The 26422-nt window shown below is 43.4% G+C and carries 22 protein-coding genes; 14 read left to right on the top strand and 8 right to left on the bottom strand.

From position 1 onward, the window contains the following. Both CXF60_RS03140 and cysG read right to left on the bottom strand, forming a co-directional pair. Nucleotides 1-1617, bottom strand: coding sequence for an exonuclease SbcCD subunit D C-terminal domain-containing protein (locus tag CXF60_RS03140; protein ID WP_180958074.1), 1617 nt, complete (start codon nt 1615-1617; stop codon nt 1-3). A gap of 152 nt (nt 1618-1769) precedes the next feature. Next, the gene (gene cysG / locus CXF60_RS03135; RefSeq protein ID WP_102090741.1) at nt 1770-3410 is read right to left on the bottom strand and encodes a siroheme synthase CysG; all 1641 of its coding nucleotides are present in this window, start codon (nt 3408-3410) and stop codon (nt 1770-1772) included. Nucleotides 3411-3656: 246 nt separating this feature from the next. On the opposite strand from cysG, the gene CXF60_RS03130 reads away from it, so the two are divergent. Next, on the top strand, nt 3657-4625 hold the full coding sequence (locus CXF60_RS03130; RefSeq protein WP_102090740.1) for a WG repeat-containing protein: 969 nt from the start codon (nt 3657-3659) through the stop codon (nt 4623-4625). A gap of 73 nt (nt 4626-4698) precedes the next feature. Here CXF60_RS03130 and CXF60_RS03125 read toward each other — a convergent pair whose 3' ends face one another. Genes CXF60_RS03125 through CXF60_RS03115 form a run of 3 tightly spaced genes read right to left on the bottom strand, consistent with a single transcriptional unit; the run spans nt 4699 to nt 7664 of the window. Continuing rightward, nucleotides 4699-5337, bottom strand: coding sequence for a phosphoadenosine phosphosulfate reductase domain-containing protein (locus tag CXF60_RS03125; RefSeq protein ID WP_101205909.1), 639 nt, complete (start codon nt 5335-5337; stop codon nt 4699-4701). Nucleotides 5338-5395: 58 nt separating this feature from the next. Then, nucleotides 5396-5986: a DUF934 domain-containing protein gene (locus CXF60_RS03120; protein ID WP_102090739.1), complete on the bottom strand. Its 591-nt coding sequence runs from the start codon at nt 5984-5986 to the stop codon at nt 5396-5398. Further along, nucleotides 5979-7664 (bottom strand): nitrite/sulfite reductase, encoded by a 1686-nt coding sequence (locus CXF60_RS03115; protein WP_102090738.1) that lies wholly within the window; start codon nt 7662-7664, stop codon nt 5979-5981. The genes CXF60_RS03120 and CXF60_RS03115 overlap by 8 nt, the downstream gene beginning before the upstream one ends. A gap of 348 nt (nt 7665-8012) precedes the next feature. Between CXF60_RS03115 and sat the strand changes: the two genes are divergently transcribed. After that, nucleotides 8013-9263 carry a sulfate adenylyltransferase gene (gene sat, locus CXF60_RS03110; RefSeq protein WP_102090737.1) on the top strand — a complete coding sequence of 417 codons (1251 nt, stop codon included), beginning with the start codon at nt 8013-8015 and terminating at the stop codon, nt 9261-9263. 133 nt (nt 9264-9396) lie between these two features. On the opposite strand, the gene CXF60_RS03105 is transcribed toward sat, so the two are convergent. Continuing rightward, nucleotides 9397-9939 carry a hypothetical protein gene (locus CXF60_RS03105; protein WP_228707025.1) on the bottom strand — a complete coding sequence of 181 codons (543 nt, stop codon included), beginning with the start codon at nt 9937-9939 and terminating at the stop codon, nt 9397-9399. Between the two features lie 405 nt (nt 9940-10344). On the opposite strand from CXF60_RS03105, the gene CXF60_RS03100 reads away from it, so the two are divergent. The 5 genes from CXF60_RS03100 to CXF60_RS03080 all read left to right on the top strand — a co-directional run bounded on the left by CXF60_RS03100 (nt 10345) and on the right by CXF60_RS03080 (nt 15711). Then, on the top strand, nt 10345-11472 hold the full coding sequence (locus CXF60_RS03100) for a sulfate ABC transporter substrate-binding protein (RefSeq protein WP_102090735.1): 1128 nt from the start codon (nt 10345-10347) through the stop codon (nt 11470-11472). 268 nt (nt 11473-11740) lie between these two features. Then, on the top strand, nt 11741-12832 hold the full coding sequence (locus tag CXF60_RS03095) for a sulfate ABC transporter substrate-binding protein (RefSeq protein WP_102090765.1): 1092 nt from the start codon (nt 11741-11743) through the stop codon (nt 12830-12832). A 223-nt stretch (nt 12833-13055) separates the two neighbouring features. Continuing rightward, nucleotides 13056-13940 carry a sulfate ABC transporter permease subunit CysT gene (gene cysT, locus CXF60_RS03090; RefSeq protein ID WP_057760265.1) on the top strand — a complete coding sequence of 295 codons (885 nt, stop codon included), beginning with the start codon at nt 13056-13058 and terminating at the stop codon, nt 13938-13940. Nucleotide 13941: 1 nt separating this feature from the next. Next, nucleotides 13942-14892, top strand: a complete 951-nt coding sequence (cysW, locus tag CXF60_RS03085) for a sulfate ABC transporter permease subunit CysW (protein ID WP_102090734.1) — start codon at nt 13942-13944, stop codon at nt 14890-14892. A 96-nt stretch (nt 14893-14988) separates the two neighbouring features. Next, the gene (locus CXF60_RS03080) at nt 14989-15711 is read left to right on the top strand and encodes a sulfate/molybdate ABC transporter ATP-binding protein (RefSeq protein WP_082624600.1); all 723 of its coding nucleotides are present in this window, start codon (nt 14989-14991) and stop codon (nt 15709-15711) included. A 166-nt stretch (nt 15712-15877) separates the two neighbouring features. Here CXF60_RS03080 and CXF60_RS03075 read toward each other — a convergent pair whose 3' ends face one another. Continuing rightward, a complete protein-coding gene (locus CXF60_RS03075; RefSeq protein WP_102090733.1) occupies nt 15878-16207 on the bottom strand; it encodes an ArsR/SmtB family transcription factor in 330 nt (109 codons plus the stop codon). Between the two features lie 388 nt (nt 16208-16595). Here CXF60_RS03075 and CXF60_RS03070 point away from each other — a divergent pair, with 388 nt between their 5' ends. From CXF60_RS03070 to bfr (CXF60_RS03060), 3 genes are all read left to right on the top strand, one after another. Continuing rightward, a complete protein-coding gene (locus tag CXF60_RS03070; RefSeq protein ID WP_101205900.1) occupies nt 16596-16787 on the top strand; it encodes a (2Fe-2S)-binding protein in 192 nt (63 codons plus the stop codon). A 359-nt stretch (nt 16788-17146) separates the two neighbouring features. Further along, nucleotides 17147-17635, top strand: coding sequence for a bacterioferritin (gene bfr, locus CXF60_RS03065; protein WP_057760257.1), 489 nt, complete (start codon nt 17147-17149; stop codon nt 17633-17635). A 68-nt stretch (nt 17636-17703) separates the two neighbouring features. Next, on the top strand, nt 17704-18183 hold the full coding sequence (bfr, locus tag CXF60_RS03060; protein ID WP_057760255.1) for a bacterioferritin: 480 nt from the start codon (nt 17704-17706) through the stop codon (nt 18181-18183). A gap of 181 nt (nt 18184-18364) precedes the next feature. Here the strand turns inward: bfr (CXF60_RS03060) and CXF60_RS03055 are convergent, their stop codons facing one another. After that, nucleotides 18365-19741: a DHA2 family efflux MFS transporter permease subunit gene (locus tag CXF60_RS03055; protein WP_102090732.1), complete on the bottom strand. Its 1377-nt coding sequence runs from the start codon at nt 19739-19741 to the stop codon at nt 18365-18367. A 340-nt stretch (nt 19742-20081) separates the two neighbouring features. Here CXF60_RS03055 and yghU point away from each other — a divergent pair, with 340 nt between their 5' ends. The 4 genes from yghU (at nt 20082) to CXF60_RS03035 (ending at nt 26255) form a co-directional block, all read left to right on the top strand. Further along, nucleotides 20082-20903, top strand: coding sequence for a glutathione-dependent disulfide-bond oxidoreductase (gene yghU, locus CXF60_RS03050; protein ID WP_102090731.1), 822 nt, complete (start codon nt 20082-20084; stop codon nt 20901-20903). Nucleotides 20904-21167: 264 nt separating this feature from the next. After that, entirely contained in the window at nt 21168-22460 is a 1293-nt protein-coding gene (locus CXF60_RS03045; protein WP_228707024.1) for a DUF1176 domain-containing protein, read from the top strand. 604 nt (nt 22461-23064) lie between these two features. Continuing rightward, nucleotides 23065-24732, top strand: a complete 1668-nt coding sequence (locus CXF60_RS03040; RefSeq protein WP_101205896.1) for a DEAD/DEAH box helicase CsdA — start codon at nt 23065-23067, stop codon at nt 24730-24732. A 278-nt stretch (nt 24733-25010) separates the two neighbouring features. Beyond that, a complete protein-coding gene (locus CXF60_RS03035; RefSeq protein ID WP_102090730.1) occupies nt 25011-26255 on the top strand; it encodes a DUF819 family protein in 1245 nt (414 codons plus the stop codon). Nucleotides 26256-26422 lie beyond the last annotated feature (167 nt).

Raw genomic sequence — 26422 nt, 5'->3', positions numbered from 1 at the left:
TCATTCTGCCTGTTTGTCTTCATGACGTAAGTTATAAAGTATCTGACCATAGGCATCGCGCAATGAGTCTTTTTGAGAATCAGCCACATCATTTATCGTCAAGCAGCGCTCAAACACTTCCATCTCATTTAAGTCCTGCAAGTTCTCAGATGTTTGCTGCTGATTGAGGACTTTATTATAAGTACGAGTGTTTTTTATCTTAAGCACTTCACATGGCAACCCTTCTACCATTGCTTGCACTTGCTCACGCAAATCACTGACGATTTCGTCACCTGTATAGACAATCTCTAGCCAAATAGAGTCCGATTGTGTAAGCGCTTGAATGGTTTGTTCAATTGTGGTTAGGTCACCAGATATTTGCGCCAATTGTTGGAACTTTGGAATGGGTAGGGAAATTACTTGCATCTGATTAGCGTCATCGCGATGCAGTATTTCATTGCTAGTCACGGCATCATTTGAGGTTGGTTGATTGTTTGTATCTTGCTCAACAGGAGTATTTTCTATGGCAGTAGATTGTGCCACATCTTCATCATCTGAAGGCTCATCAAAGCCAAACAAGTCATCCATGAAAGTCAGTTCCTGACTCAGCACTTTTTTAGCGGTTTTTTCTGCTAATTTATCTACTGATTTTTTCACTTGGGCGACTTCAATGTCAGCAGCTGTATCGATAGCATGAGGAGTAATACTATCAGGTGCGACGTTTAACCCTAAAATGTCGTTATCAAAATGCTCTGCGGCACCAAACTGTACCAGCAATACTTGCTTTTGCTGTTTGGCCTCTCCGAAACCCATCGCGATGGGTGAGCCTGAATAGCGAATACTCTCACGACCGCCAACGCGCTGCGGTACGTGCAAATGCCCAAGAGCGACATAATCAAAGCCATCATTGAACATATCGGCAGATATTTTACCTAGTGAGCCGACATAGAGCTCGCGTACACCGTCATCCTCAGTTGTTTTGCCACCAGACGCGAATAGATGTCCTGTGGCGATGATAGGAATATATCGCTGATGCGTTTTGTTTAAGTCAGCTTGCTTAGCCTTCGCAATGTCTGCAACATTGTCATAATGCTCGCAAATACCAGCGATAACATTGGCGTCTTTGCTATCTGCGGACTCGCCAGCGCTACTGCTACGTACATCCCGATCGCGCAAATAGGGCACAGCGGCAATAATACAGTGAGGGTTGTTGTCGTTATCACCCAAGACCAATACTTCGTCGTCCAAGTCATCACAAGCAGTACCAATCACATGCACATTCAAAAATTTAAGCACATTGCTTGGTGCGTCTAAAAATGTTGGCGAGTCGTGATTGCCTGCGACAATAACCACATGCTGACAGCAGGAGCGTGAGACCTTACCCAAAAACTCATAATACAGCGCTTGGGCTTTATTGCTTGGGGTCATGGTATCGAAGATATCACCAGCGACGATCAATATATCTACTTTTTGCGCGCTGATGGTGTCTTGTAGCCAATGCAGGAATGACTCAAACTCTTCGTAACGAAGACGCCCATACAGACGTCGCCCCAAGTGCCAGTCTGAGGTATGCAATATGGTCAAAGGTTTCATTTGCGTGGTTAAAGAGGAAGACAAGCTAGCATCAGGTATGGGCATAAGTAGACTATGATTATGAGCAGTAGAAAGTCTTCATTCTAGCAAGAATCGCTGAGATTTGCGCTGTTGCCAAAAGAAAACCCTACCAATAATATACTGGTAGGGTTTTCTTCTTATTTGAGACTCATCGTTTTGCAGGTTAGCAGTAAGCGCTAGTCAACAATCAATTGCTCCAGACCATCTCCTTGCTGCGTTGCGAGATTTGCGACCATCGATAGGGCATGAGCTTGTTGGTCTATCGGTTGTTTTACTGCTTCACCTCTCGACCCTTCACGCAACCAATTTTTAGCTATGTCATCGCTGTTTTGACTGTGCTGCTGATTTTGTAAATTATACCAAGCCAAATCATGATGTAAGCTGACCACGTCGCCCATAATTAGGAGGGCAGGCGTTGGCAATTGTGCTTGCTCTTGTTTGGCAACAATCGTTGCAAGCGTACCGGTCAATACTTTCTGATTGGGCATACTCGCATTAGAGACGATAGCAATGGGCGTTTCGCTACTACGACCAGCGTCAACCAAGCCTTCAGTCAAACGTGCCAGCGAGTGCAGACCCATATAAAATACGACCGTCTCATCAGTATTTAAGAAACTCTTAAAGTTACTGTTGGGTGCGCCAGCCTTCAAAAACCCAGTTACAAAACGCACTGATTGTGAATGGTCACGGTGAGTTAAAGGAATGCCTGCATAGCTAGCAGCGGCATTGGCAGCAGTAATGCCTGGTACGACTTGGTAAGGTACATTATGTGCTCGTAGGCTCTCTATCTCTTCGCCGCCACGTCCAAAGATAAATGGATCGCCACCTTTTAAACGCACCACACGTCGGCCTTGTTTGGCATGATTGACAAGTAGCTCATTGATACCTAATTGCGCGACCGTATGGTTGCTGCGTTTTTTACCGACGAATACTTTATCAGCATCACGGCGACATAAGTCCAACACCTGCGGTGAGACTAACGCATCATAAAATACCACATCTGCTTGTTGCATCAAACGAAGTGCTTTAAAGGTCAACAGCTCTGGATCACCCGGGCCTGCGCCCACAATGTAGACTTCACCAACGGCTGGTAAGCTTTTTTCTGACTCATCCGGTGCGACGTTCTTGATGGCATCTGACTCTCTAACCGAGTCTGTATCGTCGCTTTTCTTACTGATAGCAGCGGCAGTACTATCCAAATCAGCTTGCAGTTGTGCAGTCGCTTCAGTTTCATTACCGGCGAACATTAGCTGACTGACTTGGCCTTCAAATGCGCGCTCCCAAAACTGACGACGGCCAGTAAGCGTTGGTATTTTGGCTTTTACCTCACTGCGGAATTCACCTGCCAGCTTAGCCAATTTACCATAGCCTTGCGGGATTAACGTCTCAAGGCGTGCCCGTAATAAGCGTGCCAATACTGGCGCTTTACCATTTGATGAGATACCAATCACAATGGGATTGCGATCGATAATCGCTGGAAAGATAAAGTCACATAAATGCGGCGTATCGACCACATTGACCGGGATATTTAGCTCAGTCGCATCTGCGTGAATCTCATGGTTAAGCGTTTCATCGTCAGTCGCGGCAATGATCACGCGAGCGCCTGACATATAGGATTTGTGATAGTTTTTTTCAATCAACTCGTGCTTATTGTCACTCAGTAACTCTCGTATTTCGTGGCTGATATCAGGCGCAAGAATCGTAATGCACGCACCCGCACGGCTGAGCAAATCGGCTTTACGCAGTGCCACTTCGCCGCCGCCCACGATGAGCACTTTACGGCCTTCTAATTTAAAAAATAGCGGGAAGGTGTTCATAATGTCACCATATATTTAATTGTTTATTATAAAAGGTAGAAAAGATATAAGGAATGTCGCCATTATGAGGTATCACAGGCACACTCTCACCTAGTGAATTGGCATTAGTATATTCGTTTTTGTCATGTTAATGATGGTTTTTTGTGAGAAAGGGAATAGATTTTATGAGATATGATAGGCGTACTAAAGGTTTAGAAGGGCATAATTTTATATTTTTTAATTCAGAACAATTATGAAGGCATCATAATGAGTCAAAACAATACGTTTAATAGACTAAAAAAATCAAGTACTGTCTTTTTCGGACTTATTTTAGGGTTACTAGTTAGTTCAGATGTACTAGCAGAATGCGCGTTGGCTGAAGGTTATAAGTTACCAAATGGGGTTGTATTTGATGAACACTGTGAGTTTGATGGTGAACTCGCGCCCGTAATAAAAGGTAGTAAGTATGGATTCATCGATAAGCAAGGTGTGATAAAAATACCAACACAGTATGACTTTCCAATTGCTTTTGTAGAAGGTCTAGCAAGTGTTCATAAGGACAACTTATCCGGATACATTAATATGCAGGGTGAAGTTGTTATACCTCTCAAATACAGTCTTACTTATCCATTTGAAGATGGTTTAGCTGTGGTTGGGGTAGATAATAGAAGAGGAGTCATTGATAAACAGGGACAGATAATTATTCCGATAATATACGATGATTTAATAGGTTTTAATGAGGGTTTATCTGCAGTTGAGAACGAAGGGAAGTATGGATACATTGATATTAATAATAAGTTAGTTATTCCTTATGAATATGATTCTACTATTTCCTTTACAGAAGGCCTAGCAGCGGTTAAAAAAAATGAAAAGTTCGGATTTATAGATAGGCTAAATAATATCGTGATACCCATTGAATATTATAGTGTGACTTGGTTTTCAGGTGGTTTAGCCGTCGTTAATAATGATGATAAGTTTATGATCATTAATAGGTCGAATCAAGTAGTCAAAGAGCTAGACTATGTAATGGTCTTCCCCTTCATTAACGGATTAGCACTTGTCTATGATAACGGTAAGCATGGATTTATTGACAAAAATGGTGATGTAGCAATTGAATTAGACTATGATGACATTCCATTTATTGATCCTTTTAAAGATGGTACCGCCTATGTCAAAAAAGATGGTGAATGGTTCTATATTAATAGACAAGGTAAACGTGTAGAAAAAAAGTTTTAAGTCCAATGAAAAACTGAAAAAAGCCCTTTCTTAAATAAAAGAAAGGGCTTTTCAAATTCATACTCAGCTGAAATTACAGCTGAGTATGCAAGCCACACTCACGGCTTTCTTCTACCTTAGTTGGATCAAAGTAGTCATGCTCGTTTGGCAAGTTGTGCTCATCTAAGTACACGTCTAGATCAGCATCTGTTTTTTCAAACAATGGCGCTACCTTTAGTACGCCGTCTTTTGATAAGCTAAGTACATCAAGACCTTGGCGGAACTCAGTTTGGTCTTTACGAATAGCATTGAACCACACATCTGGTTTTAGCTCAGCAAGGGCGCGGCGGAATGGCTCAAGTTTCACTTGTTCAGTGAACTCGCCATGTTGCGGGTTGTCAATGCCTGGGATGCCATTCATGGTGGCGTCACGATGGGCAGCGGTTTGTTTTGGAATATACGTCACGACGTTGAGATCAAGATCACGAATCAATTTGTTGGCAAACTGATAGGTCGCATCGGTGTTATAGCCTGAATCTACCCACAATACCGTGATGTCAGGGCGCTGCTTGGCAACCAAATGCAAGATCGCTGACTCATAAGGACGGAAGTTGGTGGTGATGATTGGGTTTTTGGCTTGCGTCAATGCCCACTCAACGATTTGCTCAGGTGATTTACCTTGCAAATCTTGGTTTGCTTGGTCGATATCTAGGTTTGGGTGTAATTGGCTCATAATACATTCCTTAATAATTGTTAATATAAAAATAGCGATTTGATAGTGAATAATAAAATCAGTTTTTTGAGAACATCGGTAATGCTGAAGCGTCTCGACCATCATAGCTACTGGCTAGGGCAGTGAAGGCTTGGCTAATATCAGATTTAGCATCATGCTCATTGAGTACAAAGCTGGTCGCACCAGCGCGCAGCAAATAAGCGATTTGATCACGACCAAACGCGCCTGCCATGCGAATATCACCTTCATAACCAAGCTGACGCAGGGTCTGTGCAAAACTAAAACCGCGACCGTCTACAAAACTTGGGACATGAATGACGATCAAGTCTTGCGTCAATAAAAAGTCTTTTACATCAGGCAGATCATCAGCATCGGTGTTGGATGTGATCCACACACCCAATCGGCTGCTGTGCTGCTTGAGGATATCCAATACTTGCTCTAGCAAACCGTTTGCCAGTTTGCCATCAGCATTTAATAAATCTGCTAGTGGGACAAGTACATCAACTTTTTCTTGTTTGTGTAACAGCTCAAGTAAGGTCAGGTTTGATAACGCGATACCGTCAGGCAGCTGCGCTGTCGCTAGCGCTTGCCAAGTATCTTCGCCACTGATGTCTGCGCCATGGCTATCAAGCACATGATGATTACCCATAGACCTTCTCCTTAAAGGGTGCAAGGCCAATACGATTGATCAGCTCACCAAAGCCTTCTACCTCATTCTCATTAGCCACGCGTTGCTCTAGATAGACATCTACTATCTTTTGTATCGTCGTCGCGACATCATCAGATGGCACCGCTTTACCCAATATCTTGCCGATTTTGGCGTCGTTACTAGAGTTTCCGCCGAGGCTGATTTGATACCAGTATTCGCCTTTTTTATCGACACCAAGGATACCGATATCGCCGGTATGATGATGCGCACAGGCATTCATACAGCCAGACATATTGAGGCGGATTTCACCCAAATCATAAAGATAGTCGAGATCATCAAATTGCTTTTCGATTTGTTCAGCGATATTGTGGGTTGTGGCATTGGCGAGCGAGCAAAAGTCCCAGCCTGGGCAGACGATCATATCGGTGAGGGTATTGATATTTGGACGGGCCAAATGTAGCGCAACCAACTGTTGCCATAGCTCGTATAAGCGGTTGGTTTGTACATCAGCGAAAACCAGATTTTGCTGATAGGTACCACGCAATTCACCAAAGCTATGTTCATCAGCGAGGTCGGCGAGGGCGTCCATTTGCGACTCACTGATATCACCTGAAGGCACGTACTTACCATTGACCAACCCTGCTTTTAACGAAATCACCACGGCGCGATAACCTGCGATTTTATGGGCGACCGTATTTTGGTTATACCAATTGGCAAAGTCTTTATCAGCGTTTAATTGCTGCTGCAAGTCCGACTGTACTTGGAGCGCATCAAAGCTTAGATAATCAGGTTCGGTAAAATAACTACTGGCTTTGTCAAAGTTGGCATCGGTTAGAGTTAATGAGCCATCTTTGGTGTGTGCTTCCCATTCAGCGTCGACCAGTTTAGCAAAGGCAGGACCGCCCATGCTCTCGACTAATATTTTGATACGCGCTTTGAATTTATTATCGCGGCGACCATGCAGATTATAGACGCGCAAAATCGCATCTAAATAGCTGAGTAAATGATGGCGTGGTAAAAATTTATTAATGGTTTTGCCAATCACTGGCGTACGTCCTAAGCCACCACCAACGATCACTTCAAAGCCAAGCTCGCCTTCTTCATTGGTTTTTAAATGCAGTCCGATATCATGCACCTGCGTCGCTGCCCGATCATTGGCGGTACCAATGACGGCAATCTTAAATTTGCGCGGTAAAAAGGCAAACTCAGGATGAAAGGTTGACCACTGGCGAATAATCTCACAATAAGGACGTGGATCGGCAATCTCTTCTTTATGAATACCGGCGTAAGGATCCGTTGTCGTATTACGGATACAGTTACCTGAGGTTTGGATGGCATGCATCTGTACCGATGCCAGCTCCGCCAAAATATCTGGCACTTCTTCAAGTTTTGGCCAGTTCAGCTGCATATTGGTACGGGTGGTCATGTGCCCATAGCCTTTATCATACTTACGGGTAATCTCAGCCAATTTGCGTAGCTGATAGCTGGCAAGCAAGCCGTAAGGAATGGCGATACGGAGCATAGGCGCATAACGCTGGATATAAAGACCGTTCTGCAAACGCAGCGGCAAAAATTGCTCTTCTGGCAGCTCGCCTGCCAAAAACCGTTCGGTTTGGTCGCGAAATTGGGCAACTCGTTCCTCTACCAAAGTCTGGTTAGCGTAATTATATTGATACATGACGTAATCTCAGTTTTGTTTTTAATCTTAAAATCAGCGACGAAAATGATTTGCGTGTGTAATAGGTTTTATTGCCGTTCGCAATGTAAATAATTCAGCTATACATCATATAAGCTTGTAGCCAGAAACATAAATTCCTTTCAGACATATCCATATCCAAACACAGCATAAATTTTCATAACGAAAGTTAGGTAGCCTATGCGTATCAAATTTAATGCCTGATTGTTATCACTCTTCTAATGACTATTGCTTTATTTAGCTTTTGCTAGTGGCCGCCTATATAAGCGACACTTTACAGCAACTTATTTTCTCCGACCATGCTTTTATTTAAGAGGTTTTAAAAATTATATGACTCAAACTCAAGCTCCGACCCAGTCAAAACTTGTTCCACCACATGGTAGTGCAGAGCTTAAGCCACTATTATTAAACGGTGCAGCACGCGATCAAGCATTAGAGCTTGCCAGCACATTGCCGACCATCACCTTAAGCTCACGTGAGCGTGGCGATTTAATCATGTTCGGTATTGGTGGTTTCACTCCGTTAAATGGTTTTATGAATCAAGCGGACTGGCAGGGCGTGGTTGATAATATGCGTTTGCAAAGCGGTGAAAACGCTGGCTTGTTTTGGCCAATTCCTATCACTTTGTCTGCGCCAAAAGAAACTGCGGATAGTTTGAGTCAAGGCGACAAAGTGGCATTGGTCGCACAAGATGGCGAAGTTATGGGCATCTTAACAGTAGAAGAGACCTATACCATTGATAAAGAACACGAGTGTCAGCAAGTATTTACCACCACAGATCCAGAGCATCCAGGCGTCCAGCAAGTGTTGGATCAAGATGAGGTCAATATTGCAGGTAGCGTAGAAGTACTGAGCGAAGGCGAGTTCCCAACGCGTTATCCTGGTATCTATAAAACGCCCGCGCAAACACGTCAAATCTTTGAAGAGAAAAACTGGAAGACTGTGGCGGCTTTCCAAACGCGTAACCCGATGCACCGCTCACATGAGTATCTGGCTAAGATTGCGATTGAAATCTGTGATGGGGTATTGATTCATTCATTATTAGGCGCATTGAAACCTGGCGATATCCCAGCAGAAGTTCGTCAAGAAGCCATCAAAACGCTAATTGATAACTACTTTAGACAAGATACTGTTATCCAAGCAGGCTATCCGTTGGATATGCGCTATGCTGGCCCACGTGAAGCGTTACTACATGCGCTATTCCGTCAAAACTACGGCTGTAGCCATCTGATTGTCGGTCGTGACCATGCGGGTGTCGGCGATTACTATGGTGCGTTTGATGCGCAAACGATTTTTGAACATGTTGGTAAAGACGACCTTATCACTCAGCCGCTCAAAATTGGCTGGACGTTCTGGTGTAACGCTTGTAACGCGATGGCGTCAGACAAAACTTGCCCGCATGACGCCTCTGAGCACGTTAAAGTGTCAGGTACTAAGCTGCGTAAAGCGCTATCAGAAGACGAAGATGTACCAGATAATTTTAGCCGTCCAGAAGTACTACAAATTTTGCGTGACTACTATGCTGGCATCGCAAAAGAAGAGCGTGCTGAGGTTAAATTAACGGGTGCATCTGCTGTATAAAAACAGATCATCAGTATAAAAACTCGTACTAAGCCAGTTATAAAAAAGGTGTCAGACTTATAGTCTGGCACCTTTTTGTTTTTATCACCATTTTTAAAATGGAAAACAACTTAACGCATACTAGCGATGACTATTAAATATCTAAACCTGCTGCCAGCTTTTTATATTCTCCAGCAAGCGAGCCACCACCTGAGCAAAAATAGTTCAATGCATATTTATTTGGGCTGTCGATGATAAGCTTGTCGTCCTTAAATTGAAAAAAAGCAGTGCTGTTATTTACCTTTGCCTGAAAAATCGTACCATGAGCAGTATCTTGGCCCATTAATGTTGCCTTACCATCGAAGTGACAAGTAGGTTTTTTGATATCGCTGCGTGAGCGAACTTTAATGTCAATTTGTCGATCACCTTCTGCTCGTACCATTACGCCAATCCAATCATAGCCTTGTGCTCGTTTATCGTAGTCGGCAGTAGCGTAATCCGCTGAAACCTTGTTTGTTGAAACTTTATCTGTTGAAAATCTGTCTGCTGAGACATTGTCACCCAAGATATTACTTTCAATAGCTGGCAAAGCAGATGATGTACTGGCAACTGATTTAACCTTGCTGTGGTTAACGCTATTCGAAGTAGGCGACATGCTATTACAGCCTGTTAAAGCAGCTAGGGTAGAGGTCATCATTATTAGCCCTACAATAGAACGAAATTGACGGTATGAAGTATTCATATAAGGGCCTTTGGTCAAGTAGGAGGGTAAGGTTTGCATAGTAGCGAGATGATGAAAGTATCATTGATACAGCAAACTTTATGACGTACAAATAATGGTACAGCCTACCCAAATCATAGTCTACTTAATAAACCTGTCAGCAACGACTCATCCTATTTTATTCTTAATGATGCAAAACAATTGCTCCTATCACTTATGCCAACTTCACTAGTCGATAAGCTAATTCGTCACTAAGCGTTTGCTATTTATGCTGCTAGCATAGCTTGCATCATCCCGACAACCGAACTCAAAAGATTGTAGGCTCTGTGATGATGGTCAAGATTTTGACAAAACGCTTCTAATACTTTTATCGAGAGCATCATGCAAAAAAAATTCCAACAAATCAGCATTGCTAGCATTCAATCAACTAATAATAAGCCTGTAAAAGCGCGTGTACTTGCCACCAGCGGCATGCTCGCAGCAGCGATGATAATGACAGGCTGCAGTCCAACAGAAGCGACGCAAGATGACGCGGCAAATAATGCCAGTGGTGGGACACAGGATATTAATCTACTCAACGTATCCTATGATGTGTCTCGCGACTTTTATAAAGACTACAACACCTTATTCAGTACCGACTACCAGAAGACTCACCCAAATAGCAAAGTAAATATCAATCAGTCACATGGCGGCTCTAGTAAGCAAGCGCTCTCTGTTGCCAATGGTCTGCAAGCGGATGTGGTAACCTTTAACCAAGAGAGCGATATGAATCTATTGGTGGAAAAAGGCTTAGTCGCTGCTGACTGGCAGCAAGCACTACCAAATAATGCCGTGCCGTACACCAGCACCATGGTGCTACTGGTTCGCGCTGGTAATCCAAAAAATATCAAAGACTGGTCAGATTTGGCCCGTAATGATATCGATGTAGTCATCCCGAACCCGAAAACCAGTGGTACAGCGCGTTATGCCTTCTTGGGTGCTTATGGCTACGGCTTGCACCAATTCAAAGAAAGCAGTAATGAAAATCCTGTAAAAACCAATGACTTTATCAAGAAGTTGCTGGCAAACGTGGTCACTTATGACAATGGCGCGCGCGCTGCAACGACCAGCTTTACTCAGCGTGGTCTAGGTGATGTGTTGATCACGACCGAAAATGAAGCACATTTGACTGCCCAACAATTTGCAAAGGGTAACGTTGATATCGTATACCCGAGCTATTCGATCGTGATTGCCAACCCAGTAGCAGTCGTAACGGCAGTGACTGAAAAATCTGGTAAGACGGAAGCAGCCAGTGCTTATCTGAAAGGTTTATGGGACAAACCTGCCCAAGAGCTCATGGCAAAAATGTACATGCGTCCAAGTGATGAGAAAATCCTAGCTGCTCACAAAGATACTTTGCCTGATATTGAAACGTTTGAACCTGTGGCTGTGTTTGGCTCATGGGCAGAGATTATGGATGCTTTCTTTGTAGATGGCGGCCGCTTTGATCAGCTGGCAACCACGAATTAGTCGTTAATTCTCAGTTTATAGAACTATCTATCTTAGCCGCTTTCAATGAAACGCGGACAAGATAGATAGGGCGCATGCCAGTATTAAAACCATCAATAAACAAACAGTCAGTTATACATATAGATTCTTTTAACAACTTATTGATATATCTGGCTTTGTTTACTGGTTATTCCCTTTTGGCAATAACATACGCATATTCATCATTAAACATAATAAGATGGCGCTGTTAGCATACTTGCATTACACAACAGACATCTTTGAGGTATTTATGACAGACGTAGCTCGTTATCAACAGAAAAGTAAAGCTCTTAGTGCCTTGAGTATTGCTGGCGTTGCTTTGACATTGGGTCTAGCTGGTTGTAGCAACAGTGAGACTACTGAGGCCGCAGCTGATGGTTCAGCGACGACAGAAGGGCAAAATATCGAGCTGCTTAATGTCTCATACGATGTAGCACGTGACTTCTATAAAGACTACAACCCGTTGTTTGTTGAGCACTACAAAGCTGAGCATCCAGACAGCAATATCTTAATCAAACAATCACATGGCGGCTCAAGTAAGCAAGCATTGTCTGTTGCTAATGGTCTACAAGCCGATGTTGCTACCATGAACCAAGGCTCTGATATTGAGCTGCTTGAGAAAAAAGGCTTGGTTGAGTCAGATTGGGAAAGCAAATTCCCAGACAACGCGGTGCCGTTTACCAGCACGATCGTATTCTTGGTGCGTAAAGACAATCCAAAAAATATCAAAGACTGGGAAGATTTGACCAAAGACGGTGTTGAGATTGTCATGGCCAATCCAAAGGTCACAGGTAACGGTCGTTATGCGTTCTTGGGTGCTTATGGTTATGGCCTACATGCTTTTAATGAAGATGAAACAAAAGCTAAAGGCTACGTAAAAGACATGCTAAAAAATGTCAAAGTCTATGAAAACGGCGGACGTGCCGCGACAACGACTTTCGTACAGCGCGGTATTGGTGATGTATTGGTCACATTTGAAAACGAAGCCAACCTTGCAGCAACTGATTTTGGCGCAGGTCAAGTAGACATCGTTTATCCAAAATACTCAATCAAATCAGAAAGCCCTGTGGCAATTGTGAAGACGGTAACAGATAAAAAAGGCACTACAGACGCTGCCAAAGCGTACCTTGATTACTTATGGAGTGAACCTGCTCAGCAGCTAGCGGCCAATCTATATCTACGTCCTAGCGTTAAGAGCGTGCTTGACAAAAACGGTGACAAACTACCGCCAGTTGAGACTTTCCGCCCGAACGATGCCTTTGGTACATGGGATGAGATCATGAGCACTTACTTCAGCGATGGCGGTGTATTTGACCAATTGGCAATTAACGCGCCTCAGTAATCACTTGCTAAGTACTTAGAGCAGCTACTGCGCTAACCACTGAAACGGATTAAATCAATTATTCGTACAGTCAGTCATGAAGCACCCCATAAAGGACATGGTCGTACGCACTATGTCCTTTATATCATAAGCCGACCAATAATAATTTTGATAACAATGGTAATAATGGTCTTACAGTGAGCACCCTCGCTAAGTACCATCAGTTAGGCAATAGGACATCACTATGAGTGCAACATCTTCTTCTGCCAGTAAGCCCGGCAATAAAAAAGGTTGGCTGACCCGTTTGCGTCAGCGCAATGTGCTACCCGGGTTTGGTCTGAGCATGGGCATCACTGTCTTTAGCTTGTCGTTATTGGTGGTACTACCGTTTGCCATGATGGCCTATACCACGACGCAGATGGGTTGGACGGGCTTTTGGGAAACCATTACCCAGCCACAAGTCACTGCCGCTATCAAGCTAAGCTTATGGATGTCGTTTTTAGCGATGTTGACCAATATGGTATTTGGCACACTGGTCGCATGGGTGCTTGTCCGCTATGAGTTTTGGGGTAAGTCACTGATTAATGCCTTAGTTGATTTACCATTTGCACTACCAACGGCCGTTACAGGTATCTCGCTTGCTACTTTGTATGCGCCTAATGGCTTGATTGGTCAATGGTTTGCCAAGTTCGATATTCAAGTAGCCTTTACGCCGATAGGTATTTGGCTAGCACTGGTTGTGGTGAGCTTTCCCTTTATCGTCCGTGCAGTGCAGCCCGTACTCGCTGAGCTATCGGTTGAGTTTGAAGAAGCGGCTGCGGTATTGGGTGCCAATCGTCTGACGACTTTTCGTAAAGTGATTTTGCCGGAGTTATTGCCAGCCTTGCTGATGGGTGCAGGTATGATGTTTGCTCGTGCCACAGGCGAGTATGGCTCAGTTATCTTTATCGCGGGCAATATTCCGATGCAGTCTGAGATTTTGCCGCTCATCATCATCAGTAAACTTGAGCAATTTGATATTCAAGGGGCTTCTGCGGTTGCACTATTTATGCTACTCATATCATTTGTTATCTTGTTGACCATTAATATCATGCAGTGGAAACTGTCGCGCCGTGTAGGAGCTCGCTAATATGCAAATATCTAATAGCTACGACTACCAAAGCAACGCCGCGACCAAAGATACGCCATGGATACGCCGTACCTTTATTGCCATTGCAGTGTTATTCATGATTGTCATGTTGGTCATTCCATTACTGGCAGTGTTTTACGAAGCCTTTAAAAATGGTTGGCAGTTGTATATTGCTTCATTAGTAGACCCTGAAGCTTTGCAAGCGATCAAACTGACATTGATCACAGCGGCGATTGTCTTACCAATTAATATGGTAATGGGCATCGCAATTGCATGGTTGGTCACGCGCTATCAGTTTAAAGGTAAGCAGCTGGTCACCACTTTACTAGATTTGCCATTTTCGGTATCACCAGTGGTTGCAGGTTTGATGTTTGTGCTGCTGTTTGGACTGAACTCTACTATCGGCGGTTGGCTTGAGAGTATGGGTTTTCAGGTCATATATGCGGTGCCTGGTATTATTTTGGCAACGTTGTTTGTGACCTTTCCTTTTGTTGCGCGTGAGCTGATCCCATTGATGCAGACTCAAGGCGACTCTGAAGAGCAAGCAGCGCTCACCTTAGGCGCAACTGGTTGGCAAACATTCTGGCATGTGACACTGCCTAATATCAAATGGGCGCTGCTATATGGTTTGATTTTGACCAATGCCCGCGCGATGGGTGAGTTTGGTGCCGTCAGCGTGGTATCTGGTCACATTCGCGGCGAGACCAACACCATGCCGCTATTGGTTGAGATTGCCTATAACGATTATAACTTTACCGCTGCGTTTGCCTTATCGAGCATCTTGGCTGCATTGGCCTTAGTGACGCTACTGATTCAGCAAGTCATGACCAAGATACAAGAGCGTAAATTTGCCAAGTCTGAGCGGCTTGCCAGCGCACCTGAGCTGCCAGTAAGTGCTAACGCCACTGCCGTTACTGAATCGACGAGTGCGGACAGTACTGGCAAGGTATAACTGCCATTATCTGATAAATGATGTTAATACTACGGATGCAGTCGCTACTCAGCTACTTGCCACGATACGACAAAAGATATAATAAGAGATACGATTATGAGCATTGAGATTCGCAACGTTAATAAAAAATTTGGCAATTTTACGGCTTTGGACAATATCAATATCACCGTGCCGACTGGCAAACTGACGACGTTACTAGGCCCGTCAGGCTGCGGTAAGACCACTTTGCTACGTATTATCGCGGGTCTGGAATATGCCGACTCTGGACAGGTATTGTTTGATGAGCTGGATGTGACCAATACCCCAGTCCAAAAGCGCCACATTGGCTTTATGTTTCAGCATTATGCGCTGTTTCGCCATAAGAACATCGCGGACAATGTGGCCTTTGGATTGACTTTGTTGCCAAAAAACGAACGCCCGAGCAAAGCTGATATCAATAAGCGTGTGGCAGAGCTGTTAGACCTCGTACAGCTACCACAAGTTGCCAATGCTTATCCGCATCAGCTATCAGGTGGGCAGCGTCAGCGCATAGCGCTAGCACGTGCACTAGCTGTCAAACCAAAGCTACTGCTGCTAGATGAGCCGTTTGGTGCACTAGATGCCAAAGTCCGTAAAGAGCTGCGCACATGGCTAAAAAACATTCACCACGAGCTTGGTATCACCAGTATCATGGTAACGCATGATCAAGAAGAAGCACGTGCGGTATCAGATGAGATCGTCGTGATGAATCAGGGCCGAGTAGAGCAGGTAGGCACGTCAGAGGAGTTGATACACCAGCCAGCCAACGCCTTTATCAGCGATTTCTTAGATCTTGTATAATTATTTGACCTAGCGCAATTTAAGTCAAATTATCAATAGTTGAGCAAAAAAAAAGACCTACGAAAGTAGGTCTTTTTTGGTCTGGAGCATTGCCGCAGATTTATTGTCTTAAGCGCTTTTTATAAAGCACAGTCAAAGAACCAAAAATCTAAGCGGACAATAGTATCTACGCAAGATCCGATACATCTCTACTAGTGCCGCTAGGAGTGATTTGCTCGTAGGTGATGTCTAAGATATCTTGACACCAATCTGGTAAATCATCAGCGACCTCATACCACATCCAAGTACCATCACGTACACAGCTCAAAATACCCAATTTTTTCAAATGGTTTAGGTGACGTGATATCGTTGGTTGTGGCTGGTCCAGCATATCTACCAAATCACCCACGCAACGTGCTTCTTTTTTGAAAAGAATTTGAAATATTTTTAGACGTGTCGGATCAGATAGGACTTTGAATAAATCGATAGGTCGTATCGTAAAATTATTATCAGACATAGGTGAATTCCAATGGGCTTCGTTAATAGGGGTTCAATATAACAGCAGTTATCTACAAAATCGATTAAAAAATAAGCAAATTTACAGTTCATCGTCAATTCACTACCTTTGACAATATTCGGTTACACGCACACTTATATCCACTTACATAAATGAACTGCCTGTAATATAAGGATACTGTCTCGAAAAATAAATATATCGAATGTGATTGAAAATGATAATAATTATCGTTATTATACTGCAAGCGATAAACGTGATTTCAACGACTAAGTTTTCATTGCTAAAAAACAGTAAATTATCCGTTTATCAATGACACTTATCACAAAGGTTTTTATATAAGTGTCGTATGCTGTCATTATCGAATAGTGGTATTCCGAGGAGCCAATCCATGTACGTATGTATCTGCAACAACGTAAAAGAAAAGCAAATCAAAGCAGCTATTGCTGCAGGTGTTGATACGCTCGATGGTCTAAAAGATACGCTCGATGTAGCAACGTGCTGTGGCTGTTGTGAGCCGATGGTCAATGACTACCTAGACGAACACCATGCAAAACTCGACAATCTAGCATACGCTGTTTAAATATTATCAATTATATACCTTGTAATATAATACGATAAAATATATTCAATATTCTGGATCTAACTTTATTATACCTAAAGGGTCGGGTGCAAGCGTCCATATAATCTCACTCAAACGCCAACATGTTACATAACACATATCAATACTAGTTGTAGCTAATTATGATTCTCAATTAGCATCTTATTCTTAGTTCATAACGTTACACCCTATACTGCGCCTGTATGCTACTATATTTACCTAAGATTAGAAGCCATTTTATTGATTTTGATTTTACTGATCAGTTTGCCAATTATGCTATCCTTATATGATAAATTGTGGATGTATGGTGATCGGTAAAAATAAATAGGGGAGTACGCGTTATGATAGGTAGCCAGAAAGTCATTGATTATTTGAATTTCTTACTAGGTGGTGAGCTTGCCGCTCGTGACCAATATTTTATTCATTCAGAGATGTACGCTGAGTGGCACTATGGCAAGTTATACGACCGTATCCATCATGAAATGGAAGACGAAACGCTACACGCACAGAATATCATTCGCCGTATCTTGATGTTGAGTGGCACGCCAAAGATGTCGGTCGACGCTATCCATATTGGTGCGACTGTCCCTGAGATGTTGCAGTTTGACCTAGATTTAGAGTACCAAGTACAAAAGCATCTAAAAGAAGGCATCGCACTTTGCGAAGCAGAGCATGACTATGTCACGCGTGAGATGTTGGTCGAGCAGTTGAAAGATACCGAAGAAGATCATGCGCATTGGCTTGAGCAGCAGCTCCGTCTCATCGACATGATTGGTCTACCGAATTACCTACAAAGCCAAATGGCTGAAGTCACTCCTAATATTGTCTGATATCATCCTACATATAAGTAGCATTCACAGTATTTAGCATAAATAACAGAGATTAAGGGAGAAAGGTAATGACAGGGGATAAAGAAGTTATTCGCGCGTTAAACAAAGTACTTGGGCAGTCATTGATTGCCATCAACCAGTATTTTTTGCATGCACGTATTGCACGTCATTGGGGTCTAGAGGCGCTTAATGACTCATTATATAAGCAATCTATTGCTGAGATGAAATGGTCAGACGACCTGATCGCTCGTATTTTACTGTTGGGCGGCTTGCCAAACTTGCAGGAACTGGGCAAAGTATTGGTTGGCGAAGATGTACCAGAAATCATTGAGTGCAATCTACGTCTTGAGAGACAAAAGTTCGATATTATTACTGATGCCGTCACCTTATGTGAGACAAAGTCTGACTATGTCTCTCGCCAGCTATTAGTCACGTTAAAAGATGGCAATGAAGAGTATGAAGACTGGTTGGAGACGCAGCAGGACTTGATAGAAAGTATTGGTGTAGAGCGCTACATCCAATCGCAAATGAGTGATGATGACGCATAATAGTATTTATTATTGATGTAAGTCGTAATAAAAAGCCAGTATAAGATTGATAATCCAATCACATACTGGCTTTTTTCTTTCTATAGATAAGCTGTTTTTAACATTTTGGCTATACAGAATAGAGACTTGTCGTACGTAAAATCTCACTCAATAGAAAGCTTATCTCGATTGAAGACACACCCTAGTATAAACCGCGGCCATCCTCAGGTTTTAAACGTAAAAAATACAGCCCCGAAAGAATGGTCAAAATGCCCAATATCCAATAAGTGGTTTGGAACGCCACTAACGTATCCATCTGTAGACGCTCACGTAATAAATTCAATACAGCAGCACCGAACGCAATACCAAAGCTAATCGCTAACTGCTGATTGACCGCCATTAAGCTATTGCCGCTACTAGTCTGTGTGCCCTGTAAATCGCCAATAGTAATCGTATTCATCGCACTGAACTGCATGGAATTACAGGCACCCATGATGGTCAGGATAGGTATAAACCATAGCCACTGCGACGCATCATTAAACTGCGCCAGTACAATGATAAGTGAGCCCATAAACAAGGTATTGTAGACCAGTACTTTACGGTAGCTAAACCGCTGAATAATCTTGCTAACCCAAGGTTTAATACCTATAGCACCCACTGCAATCGGGGCAAGTAACCAACCAGCCTGCGAAGGTGAATATTCAAACACCACTTGTAGTAATAAGGGCAGCAAAAATGGTACTGCACTGATACCAAGCCGCGTGAACAAATTGCCTGTAATACCGATTCGAAAGGTACGAATATCAAACAAGCTCAGTGGAAACAGGGGAGCTGCTCGCCGTTTGGCATGCCAGATGTACGCACCGATCAATAGACTTGCGCCTAACCCGAGTAATAGCCCATAAACCCCGCGACCTGTCTGTGAACCAAACTCGACAGCGAGAGTGAATCCGCAAGCAGCGGCGGCAAACAATACAAACCCTGTCCAGTCAAGGCGCTTGGTATCTTCAAATAGCGCTGGAACCAGTTTTTTACCCATGATAAAACCTGCCACGCCCATCGGTATATTGATCAAGAATATCCAATGCCAGCTGGCATACTGCACGATATAGCCGCCCAATACCGGACCGACTAGTGGTGCAACCAATGCTGGTATCACAGCAAAGTTCATCACAGTGAGTAGCTTATTGCGCGGATAAGACTTGACCAATATCAAACGAGCGACAGGCGTCATCATGGCACCGCCGATACCCTGTACCACGCGTGAAGCAACCAAAAAATCTAGTGTTTGCGACGCCGCACACAGTAATGAGCCAACACAAAAAATGATGACCGCTGATAAAAATACGCGGCGTGTGCCATATTTATCCGCTAAAAAACCACTGATAGGGATAAAGATCGCTAGGGTCAATGCATAGCTAATGACTGCCCACTGCATCTTTAGTGGCGACTCACCCAGTGCTTGCGCCATTTGTGGCAACGAGGTATTCAAAATAGTAGCGTCTAAAATTTGCATAAATAGCGCTACCGCTAGTACGTAAGGTAGGTATTTCTCTTGAGTTGGGGTGAGCGTTACCATGTGAGTCCCATTGAACGTCTCGTTATGAAGTAAGAAAATAGCGGATTTGCGAGCAGATCACTATGCAAGCTGAGTAGTATAAGAAAGCCTAGCTCATAATAAAAGTGACTCAAAGTAACTGATATAAAATAACTTATATAAGAGCAACGATGCAAAGGATTGCTAAAAAAGGCAAAGAGGCGAAACAGGACAAAGAAGTTGCTCAGTGCTAATAGTGTATCTCTCTTTACTTTAGCAGTAGAAACACAACATTGATTACAAGAGAGGACTTTAATATCGTTACGAGTTCTCGTTATAGTAAACCTTCGCGGCAGTCATAAATACAAACCGAGGATAAATTATGAGTCAAGATAATAATAAATACGTACCACCAAAAGTTTGGACACAAGATAAAGATAATGGCGGCAAGTTTGCTAGTATTAATAGTCCAACGTCTGGAGCTCGCTATGATAAAGAGCTGCCTGTTGGCAATGCCCCGTTACAGCTGTACTCGTTGAATACGCCAAATGGTGTCAAGGTAAACATACTATTAGAAGAGCTGGCCGAACTTGGCATTGACGGAGCAGCATATGATGCCTATAAAATCGATATTTCTAAAGGTGAGCAGTTTGGCTCAGGGTTCGTAGAGATAAACCCCAATTCAAAGATTCCAGCTTTGGTCGATCATTCTACTGATACAGCAGGCGAGCCGATAGCACTGTTTGAGTCGGGTGCAATCTTAATGTATCTAGCAGAAAAATTTGATAAGTTCCTACCACTGGCTACTGGCAAAGCGCGAGCAGATTGTTTGTCTTGGATTATGTGGCAAATGGGTAGCGCGCCTTTCTTAGGTGGCGGCTTTGGACATTTCTATGCATATGCGCCTGAACCTCTAGAGTATCCAATTAATCGCTATACGATGGAAACCAAGCGGCAGCTGGATGTATTAGATACGCATCTAAAAGATCATGAGTACCTGTGCGGCAATGATGAATCTGATTACAACATTGCGGATATGATCGTCTGGTCTTGGTATGGTCAGTTGGCACTAGGTAAGCTCTATGACGCAGCAGAGTTTTTGCAAGTAGAAGACTATAAACACTTGCAGCGCTGGGCTAAGAAAATCGCTGAACGTCCTGCGGTTAAACGTGCAGTAGCGCTAGAGCTAAAACCAATCGACTAAACTAAGTACTCAATATAGTTTAGATCTAGCAGTACAGTTTAAATATAAATAAATCTTAAACACAGCAGCAAGGCTGATAAGCAAATAGCTTATCAGCCTTTTTATTTATATTCATAAAAACGAATATTAACTATGTTATGTCTTCCTTTTGTCTTTACACAATGATACATTAGTACAACAGATAGAAACACTAGTGCGTTAAGATAGCCGAGCACCATTACAATAGACAGGTGTTTATACTTCTTCTACTGAAAGGTGATGATTATGAAAGACAATAATTATATAAATGATATGTCGCTATCAAGAGGCGCTGATTTAACTGGTGTTAGTAGGTCAGGCATTACCTATGACGATAATAAGTATGATGACAATAGCTATAAAGATAGTGCCCAGTCTAATAAAAATCCCAAAAACCTCACTGTAGAGCATTATTCAGAAAACATACCTAAAAAAATAAAAGAACAACCCACCTATATGATAAAAAATAAAATATTACTGCCTGTACTTGCAGCGCTTAGCACAGCTTTATTCAGTACTACCAGTATGGCCAGTACATCGACTGAGTTTACCAGTCAAGACTGGCAAGTCGCTTGTGATAATACGCGTACGTGCCGGCTAGCAGGCTATCAAGCAGAGAATAACAGCGAGTTTCCGGTTTCTATATTGCTCGTACGCCGTGCAGGTGCGAATGCTGGCGTGGATGGTAAAGTAAAGCTTGGCGGGGCAAAGGATAGCTCGTCTAAAGCCTTAATGCAGCTCGGTAATCGTCATCGTATCTCGTTGTTTATTAATGATAAGGATTATGGCGAGACGAAACCATATTCAGCCGCTGCAGGTAACGCTGAGCTTACTCAAGCACAGGTAACTGCATTGTTAGAGGCGTTGACTAAATCTAGTAAGATTACGTTGGCCTTGCGCAACTCACGTTGGCAGCTCTCTGACAAAGGTGCTAGTGCTGCCATGCTAAAAGCCGATGAGTTCCAAGGTCGCGTTGGTACATCCAGTGCTTTTATTAAAAATGATGATGCTGTTAAATCTAGTGGCGGTATATTACCTCCTAAAGCCGCGCCAGTACTACGTTTTGTCGTACCAAGTGCCAAAGCGGACGATGGTAATGATAAAAAGTTTGTGATGAGATCCTCTCAGTTGGCATCGTTAGTAAAAGGCACAATGAAAGATGCAGACAGCGTTTGTCCCAATCTTTCAGACAAATCACCTTGGCGTATCAGTCGTCTAAATGGTTCGCAACTGTTGGCACAGCATGAGTGCTGGACAGGCGCTTATAACGCTGGAGCAGGGGTTTGGGTAATCAATGACAGTAAACCTTATAAGCCAACGTTGGTAACGACCAATGCTACTGGCTACGATAAAGGTAAGCTTACCTCTGTACAAAAAGGGCGCGGCATCGGTGATTGTATGAGCAAAACCGATTGGCTATGGACGGGCCGTGCATTTGAAAAAAGTCATGAAAGCACTACTGGACTATGCCGCTTAATCGAGGCAGGCGGGGCATGGCAGCTACCTACCTATGTCACAGAAGTCAAAGTAGTACGATAGATAAATAACGAGTAACTCATTTGCTTTAGCTATTAAATTTTGCTGTAGTTATTAAATAAAACAACTAAACTTGTTTATTATCAACACTGTCAGTGCTTATTTGCTCAGTAATTGAAGAAATAGGTACATATATTTTTTTATTGTGCTATACTGCGTCGCCACGTTAGCTTAGGCTTTCGTGAATTATGAGATTGATAACATCGCCTGCGATTTTGGGTCTAGGATGACCATAAGTAATTGTTGCCGATGATTTTGTGTACTTAAATAACCTTTAAAAATATCCGTTATTTTTGACTCATATCTTATCTACTGGCCTATAACTAGGGTCTAGATTGGTTGCTGTTTGCCTTTATCTGCTTTGGACAAAGCATTGATAATGAGCGTATATCAAGCAAGGATAAGACACTCGGCACTACCACCAAAATACGTCAGACAGCACGAACGCATTTATTATAAAGACGCTAAGCTCTATTGGCTTGGTTTCTAATTATCGACAATTTTATGTTGCTCGGTAATGCTAATAAGAGCAGCGTGGTGAACGGTTATCAGTGGTATGCATCAAGTTTGCTGAATTTACAGCAACTTATACTTACCAAGGATTCTTATGACTGACATCTTATCTGCAATCGCCGCTGAAAACGGCATCATCGAAAGCACTGACACTCCAAATACTGATAACAATACTCAAGCGGCTGCTACTGACGCCACTGAAGAAAACAAAATCACTTTTACTGATCTTGGCATTGCTAAGCCAATTCTTACTGCGCTTGATCGCAGTGGCTATACCAATCCAACACCTATTCAAGAACAAGCTATTCCTTTTGCTCTAGCAGGTCGTGACCTTTTATTGTCAGCGCAAACGGGTAGTGGTAAAACAGCGGCTTTCGTTATCCCTGTACTTGATCGTTTGAGCCGTGCCACTAGCTTTGACAAACTAACCAAAGCACTTATCCTAACGCCAACGCGTGAACTTGCTCAGCAAGTACATGACAGCGTTCGCACTTATTCTAAAGACATGCGCGGTCTATTTTGTGTGCCATTAGTTGGCGGCGCACCATACAACGGTCAGATCACTGCTTTGAAAAAGGGCGTTCAAGTAATCGTTGCAACTCCTGGTCGTCTACTTGACCATATCAATGCAGGTCGCGTTGATTTGTCAAACCTAGAAGTATTGGTACTTGACGAAGCGGACCGTATGCTAGACATGGGTTTTGCTGATGATATCAGTGATATTCTTCGTGCAGCGCCAATCGATCGTCAAACGATCATGTGTTCAGCAACTTGGGATGGCCCAGTAGGTAAAATCGCTGCTAGCTTCACTAAGAACCCTGAGCGCGTATCAATCAAAGTAGAATCTGCACACATCGAAGAAAAAGTGTACTACTGTGATGATTTTGATCACAAAAACCGTTTACTTGACAAAATCGTTTGCCAGCAAGATATGGAACAGATCATTATCTTTGCTGCTACCAAACGTAGCACTGAAAAACTGGCTAAGCAGCTACAAGAAGCGGGCCATAAAGCAAGCTTCCTACATGGTGATTTGCCACAGAGCAAGCGTAACCGTATCGTTCAAGACTTGCGTAATGGTAAAGTAAAAATCCTAGTAGCGACTGACGTTGCTGCTCGTGGTCTAGATATCCCAGCTATCTCGCACGTTATCAACTATGACTTGCCGCGTCAGACTGAAGATTACGTCCATCGTATCGGTCGTTGTGGTCGTGCTGGTCGTACTGGTGTTGCTATCAGCCTATGTAGCATGGATGATCGTCCACAGCTTAACGCTATCAACCGTTATTTAGATCGCAAAATGGAAGTATGTGTTATCGAAGGTATGGAGCCTAAGAAAACTTACGTACCTAGCGAAAACAAAGGTAATGGTCGTGGCCGTGGTCGTGGTCGTTCTAACGGCGGTGGCGGTCAAGGCCGTGGTCGTTCAGGCGGTGGCTATGCTGGTAAATCTAGCGGTGGTGGTCAAGGTCGTGGTCGTTCAAGCGATAGCAACACTGGTCAACGCGCTAGCAATGACAGCGGTTATCAAGGTAAGCCACGTGACACGTCAGGCAAACCGAATGAGCGTTCAGGTGGCAAGCCGTATCAAGGCAAGCGCACTGGTGGCCCAAGCCGCGGTGATAGCAATGGCGTTCCACGTGGTGAGCGCGCTGCAACTGGTCGCGGTCGTCCAAGCGGTAGCCAAGGTCGTCCAGCTGGTCGTTCTGACAGCCGTGGCCAAGGTCGTCCAAACGGCGGCAACCGTGGTAACAACTCGTAATACAGCTATATTTGACGATTAAAATCGTTGATTCATTAATCGTCTAAAGATAGCACTAAAAAGGCCAGATACTTGTTATCTGGTTTTTTTTGCGTTTACCTGTTTTATATTGCTCAATAACGGGCGTATGACGTTACGTGTCTAGCCGTCACCTTGCCATTTATCCTGTCAAATACTACTCGGCAAATCCTAGCTAATATTTGATGGCTGCTTGCAGGAGTTTTTTGCCTTGTCTATACTGATTTACTTTTGCCCGTTGTAACTCTTGGAGCGCCTTGATGCCTGCCACCTCAAATTTAGCAATTGATAATTTGCCATTAGCCTTTGGCATTATCATGGCCATTATTGGTCTGGTTTTTTATACCCAAGGCTTGCCGGGTAAGTTTTGGCGTCGGTTTTATGCCGTACTACCTGGTATTGTGCTTTGCTGCTTTATACCAGCCACTTTAAACAGTTTGGGCGTGTTTGCCGATGGTGTTGGTTCGCAGATATATGGCTTTACTGCCACTTACTTACTGCCAGCAAGTTTGCTATTGATGACCTTATCCATGGATGTGCCTAAAATACTGGGCTTAGGCTGGAAAGCGATCGCTATGTTTTTTGCTGCCAGTATCGCCATCGTCATCAGTGGTCCAATCAGTTTAGGCGTGGCTAAATGGGTATCGCCTGCCATGTTTACCGATGATACTTTATGGCGTGGGTTTTCTGCTGTAGCAGGTAGTTGGATTGGCGGCGCGGCCAACCAAGCAGCGATGAAGGAGCTGTTTGGGGTCAGTGATGATTTGTTTGGTATGATGATTTTGGTCGATACCACCAATGCCTCGCTGTGGCTGTTAGCTATCTTAGTAATGGCAAAACATAGCGATAAGATAGACCGCTTTTTGCGAGCTGATACGAGTAGTATTGATAAAGTCGTCAAAGCAGTCGAGAGCTATGAGCGTGATCATGCCCGCCCAGCCACTATCAATGATTTGATGGTGATGTTTGGCTTATGCTTTGCGATGGTCGGAGTGGCGCACTTTGTCGGTGGCCAGATTGCAGATTTCTTTGCCCCTTATAGTTGGGCCGTTCAATATAGCTTTGCCAGCTCGTTCTTTTGGATGGTGGTAATTATTACGGTAATAGGTGTTATATTTTCGTTTACTAAGATACGTAGGTTAGATCATGTTGGCGCATCAAAAATCGGCACGGTATTTATCTTTGTATTAATCGCCGCGATTGGTATGCAAATCAATCTGGCTGGAATCGTCTCACAGTGGCGACTATTGCTTATCGGTTTACTATGGATGAGCATCCATGTCGTTATCATATTTGCCGTTGCTAGAATCATTCGAGCACCGTTCTTCTTTTTGGCAGTTGGCTCTAATGCCAATACGGGCGGTGCTTCTTCTGCACCGATTGTCGCCACAGCTTTTCATCCATCGCTAGCGCCTGTTGGCGTGTTCTTGGGTATTTTAGGTTACGCAGTAGGGACATTTGGTGGTTATATCAGCACCCAATTGATGCGCTTGGTTGTGTCTTAATGTCTAAATTTTCAGTTCTTGCTAAACAAAACCCGCCTTGATGCGGGTTTTTTATTATTAATGATTGGATGACTTGAGTTATCGTTTTGTCTATCTATGCTATTGATACGTAAGCCTAGCCACAGCCTTGCATAAGTACGTGTTAACCTTTCTGCTAATTAGGAATA

This window comes from Psychrobacter sp. 4Bb, assembly GCF_002836735.1.
In the GTDB taxonomy this organism is placed as follows: domain Bacteria; phylum Pseudomonadota; class Gammaproteobacteria; order Pseudomonadales; family Moraxellaceae; genus Psychrobacter.
Note: the sequence above shows the minus strand (reverse complement) of the source record. Positions and strands in the feature narration are given on the sequence as shown.

What these genes read in the sequence shown, in the direction of transcription:
- CXF60_RS03080 (WP_082624600.1), top strand. Translation starts at nt 14,989, where the DNA reads ATGAGCATTGAGATTCGCAACGTTAATAAAAAATTTGGCAATTTTACG.
- cysG (WP_102090741.1), bottom strand. Translation starts at nt 3,410, where the DNA reads ATGAACACCTTCCCGCTATTTTTTAAATTAGAAGGCCGTAAAGTGCTC.
- sat (WP_102090737.1), top strand. Translation starts at nt 8,013, where the DNA reads ATGACTCAAACTCAAGCTCCGACCCAGTCAAAACTTGTTCCACCACAT.
- bfr (WP_057760255.1), top strand. Translation starts at nt 17,704, where the DNA reads ATGACAGGGGATAAAGAAGTTATTCGCGCGTTAAACAAAGTACTTGGG.
- CXF60_RS03105 (WP_228707025.1), bottom strand. Translation starts at nt 9,939, where the DNA reads ATGATGACCTCTACCCTAGCTGCTTTAACAGGCTGTAATAGCATGTCG.
- CXF60_RS03040 (WP_101205896.1), top strand. Translation starts at nt 23,065, where the DNA reads ATGACTGACATCTTATCTGCAATCGCCGCTGAAAACGGCATCATCGAA.
- CXF60_RS03075 (WP_102090733.1), bottom strand. Translation starts at nt 16,207, where the DNA reads ATGTCTGATAATAATTTTACGATACGACCTATCGATTTATTCAAAGTC.
- cysT (WP_057760265.1), top strand. Translation starts at nt 13,056, where the DNA reads ATGAGTGCAACATCTTCTTCTGCCAGTAAGCCCGGCAATAAAAAAGGT.
- bfr (WP_057760257.1), top strand. Translation starts at nt 17,147, where the DNA reads ATGATAGGTAGCCAGAAAGTCATTGATTATTTGAATTTCTTACTAGGT.
- CXF60_RS03120 (WP_102090739.1), bottom strand. Translation starts at nt 5,986, where the DNA reads ATGGGTAATCATCATGTGCTTGATAGCCATGGCGCAGACATCAGTGGC.
- CXF60_RS03140 (WP_180958074.1), bottom strand. Translation starts at nt 1,617, where the DNA reads ATGCCCATACCTGATGCTAGCTTGTCTTCCTCTTTAACCACGCAAATG.
- CXF60_RS03125 (WP_101205909.1), bottom strand. Translation starts at nt 5,337, where the DNA reads ATGAGCCAATTACACCCAAACCTAGATATCGACCAAGCAAACCAAGAT.
- yghU (WP_102090731.1), top strand. Translation starts at nt 20,082, where the DNA reads ATGAGTCAAGATAATAATAAATACGTACCACCAAAAGTTTGGACACAA.
- CXF60_RS03100 (WP_102090735.1), top strand. Translation starts at nt 10,345, where the DNA reads ATGCAAAAAAAATTCCAACAAATCAGCATTGCTAGCATTCAATCAACT.
- CXF60_RS03115 (WP_102090738.1), bottom strand. Translation starts at nt 7,664, where the DNA reads ATGTATCAATATAATTACGCTAACCAGACTTTGGTAGAGGAACGAGTT.
- CXF60_RS03130 (WP_102090740.1), top strand. Translation starts at nt 3,657, where the DNA reads ATGAGTCAAAACAATACGTTTAATAGACTAAAAAAATCAAGTACTGTC.
- CXF60_RS03070 (WP_101205900.1), top strand. Translation starts at nt 16,596, where the DNA reads ATGTACGTATGTATCTGCAACAACGTAAAAGAAAAGCAAATCAAAGCA.
- CXF60_RS03035 (WP_102090730.1), top strand. Translation starts at nt 25,011, where the DNA reads ATGCCTGCCACCTCAAATTTAGCAATTGATAATTTGCCATTAGCCTTT.
- CXF60_RS03055 (WP_102090732.1), bottom strand. Translation starts at nt 19,741, where the DNA reads ATGGTAACGCTCACCCCAACTCAAGAGAAATACCTACCTTACGTACTA.
- CXF60_RS03045 (WP_228707024.1), top strand. Translation starts at nt 21,168, where the DNA reads ATGAAAGACAATAATTATATAAATGATATGTCGCTATCAAGAGGCGCT.
- CXF60_RS03095 (WP_102090765.1), top strand. Translation starts at nt 11,741, where the DNA reads ATGACAGACGTAGCTCGTTATCAACAGAAAAGTAAAGCTCTTAGTGCC.
- cysW (WP_102090734.1), top strand. Translation starts at nt 13,942, where the DNA reads ATGCAAATATCTAATAGCTACGACTACCAAAGCAACGCCGCGACCAAA.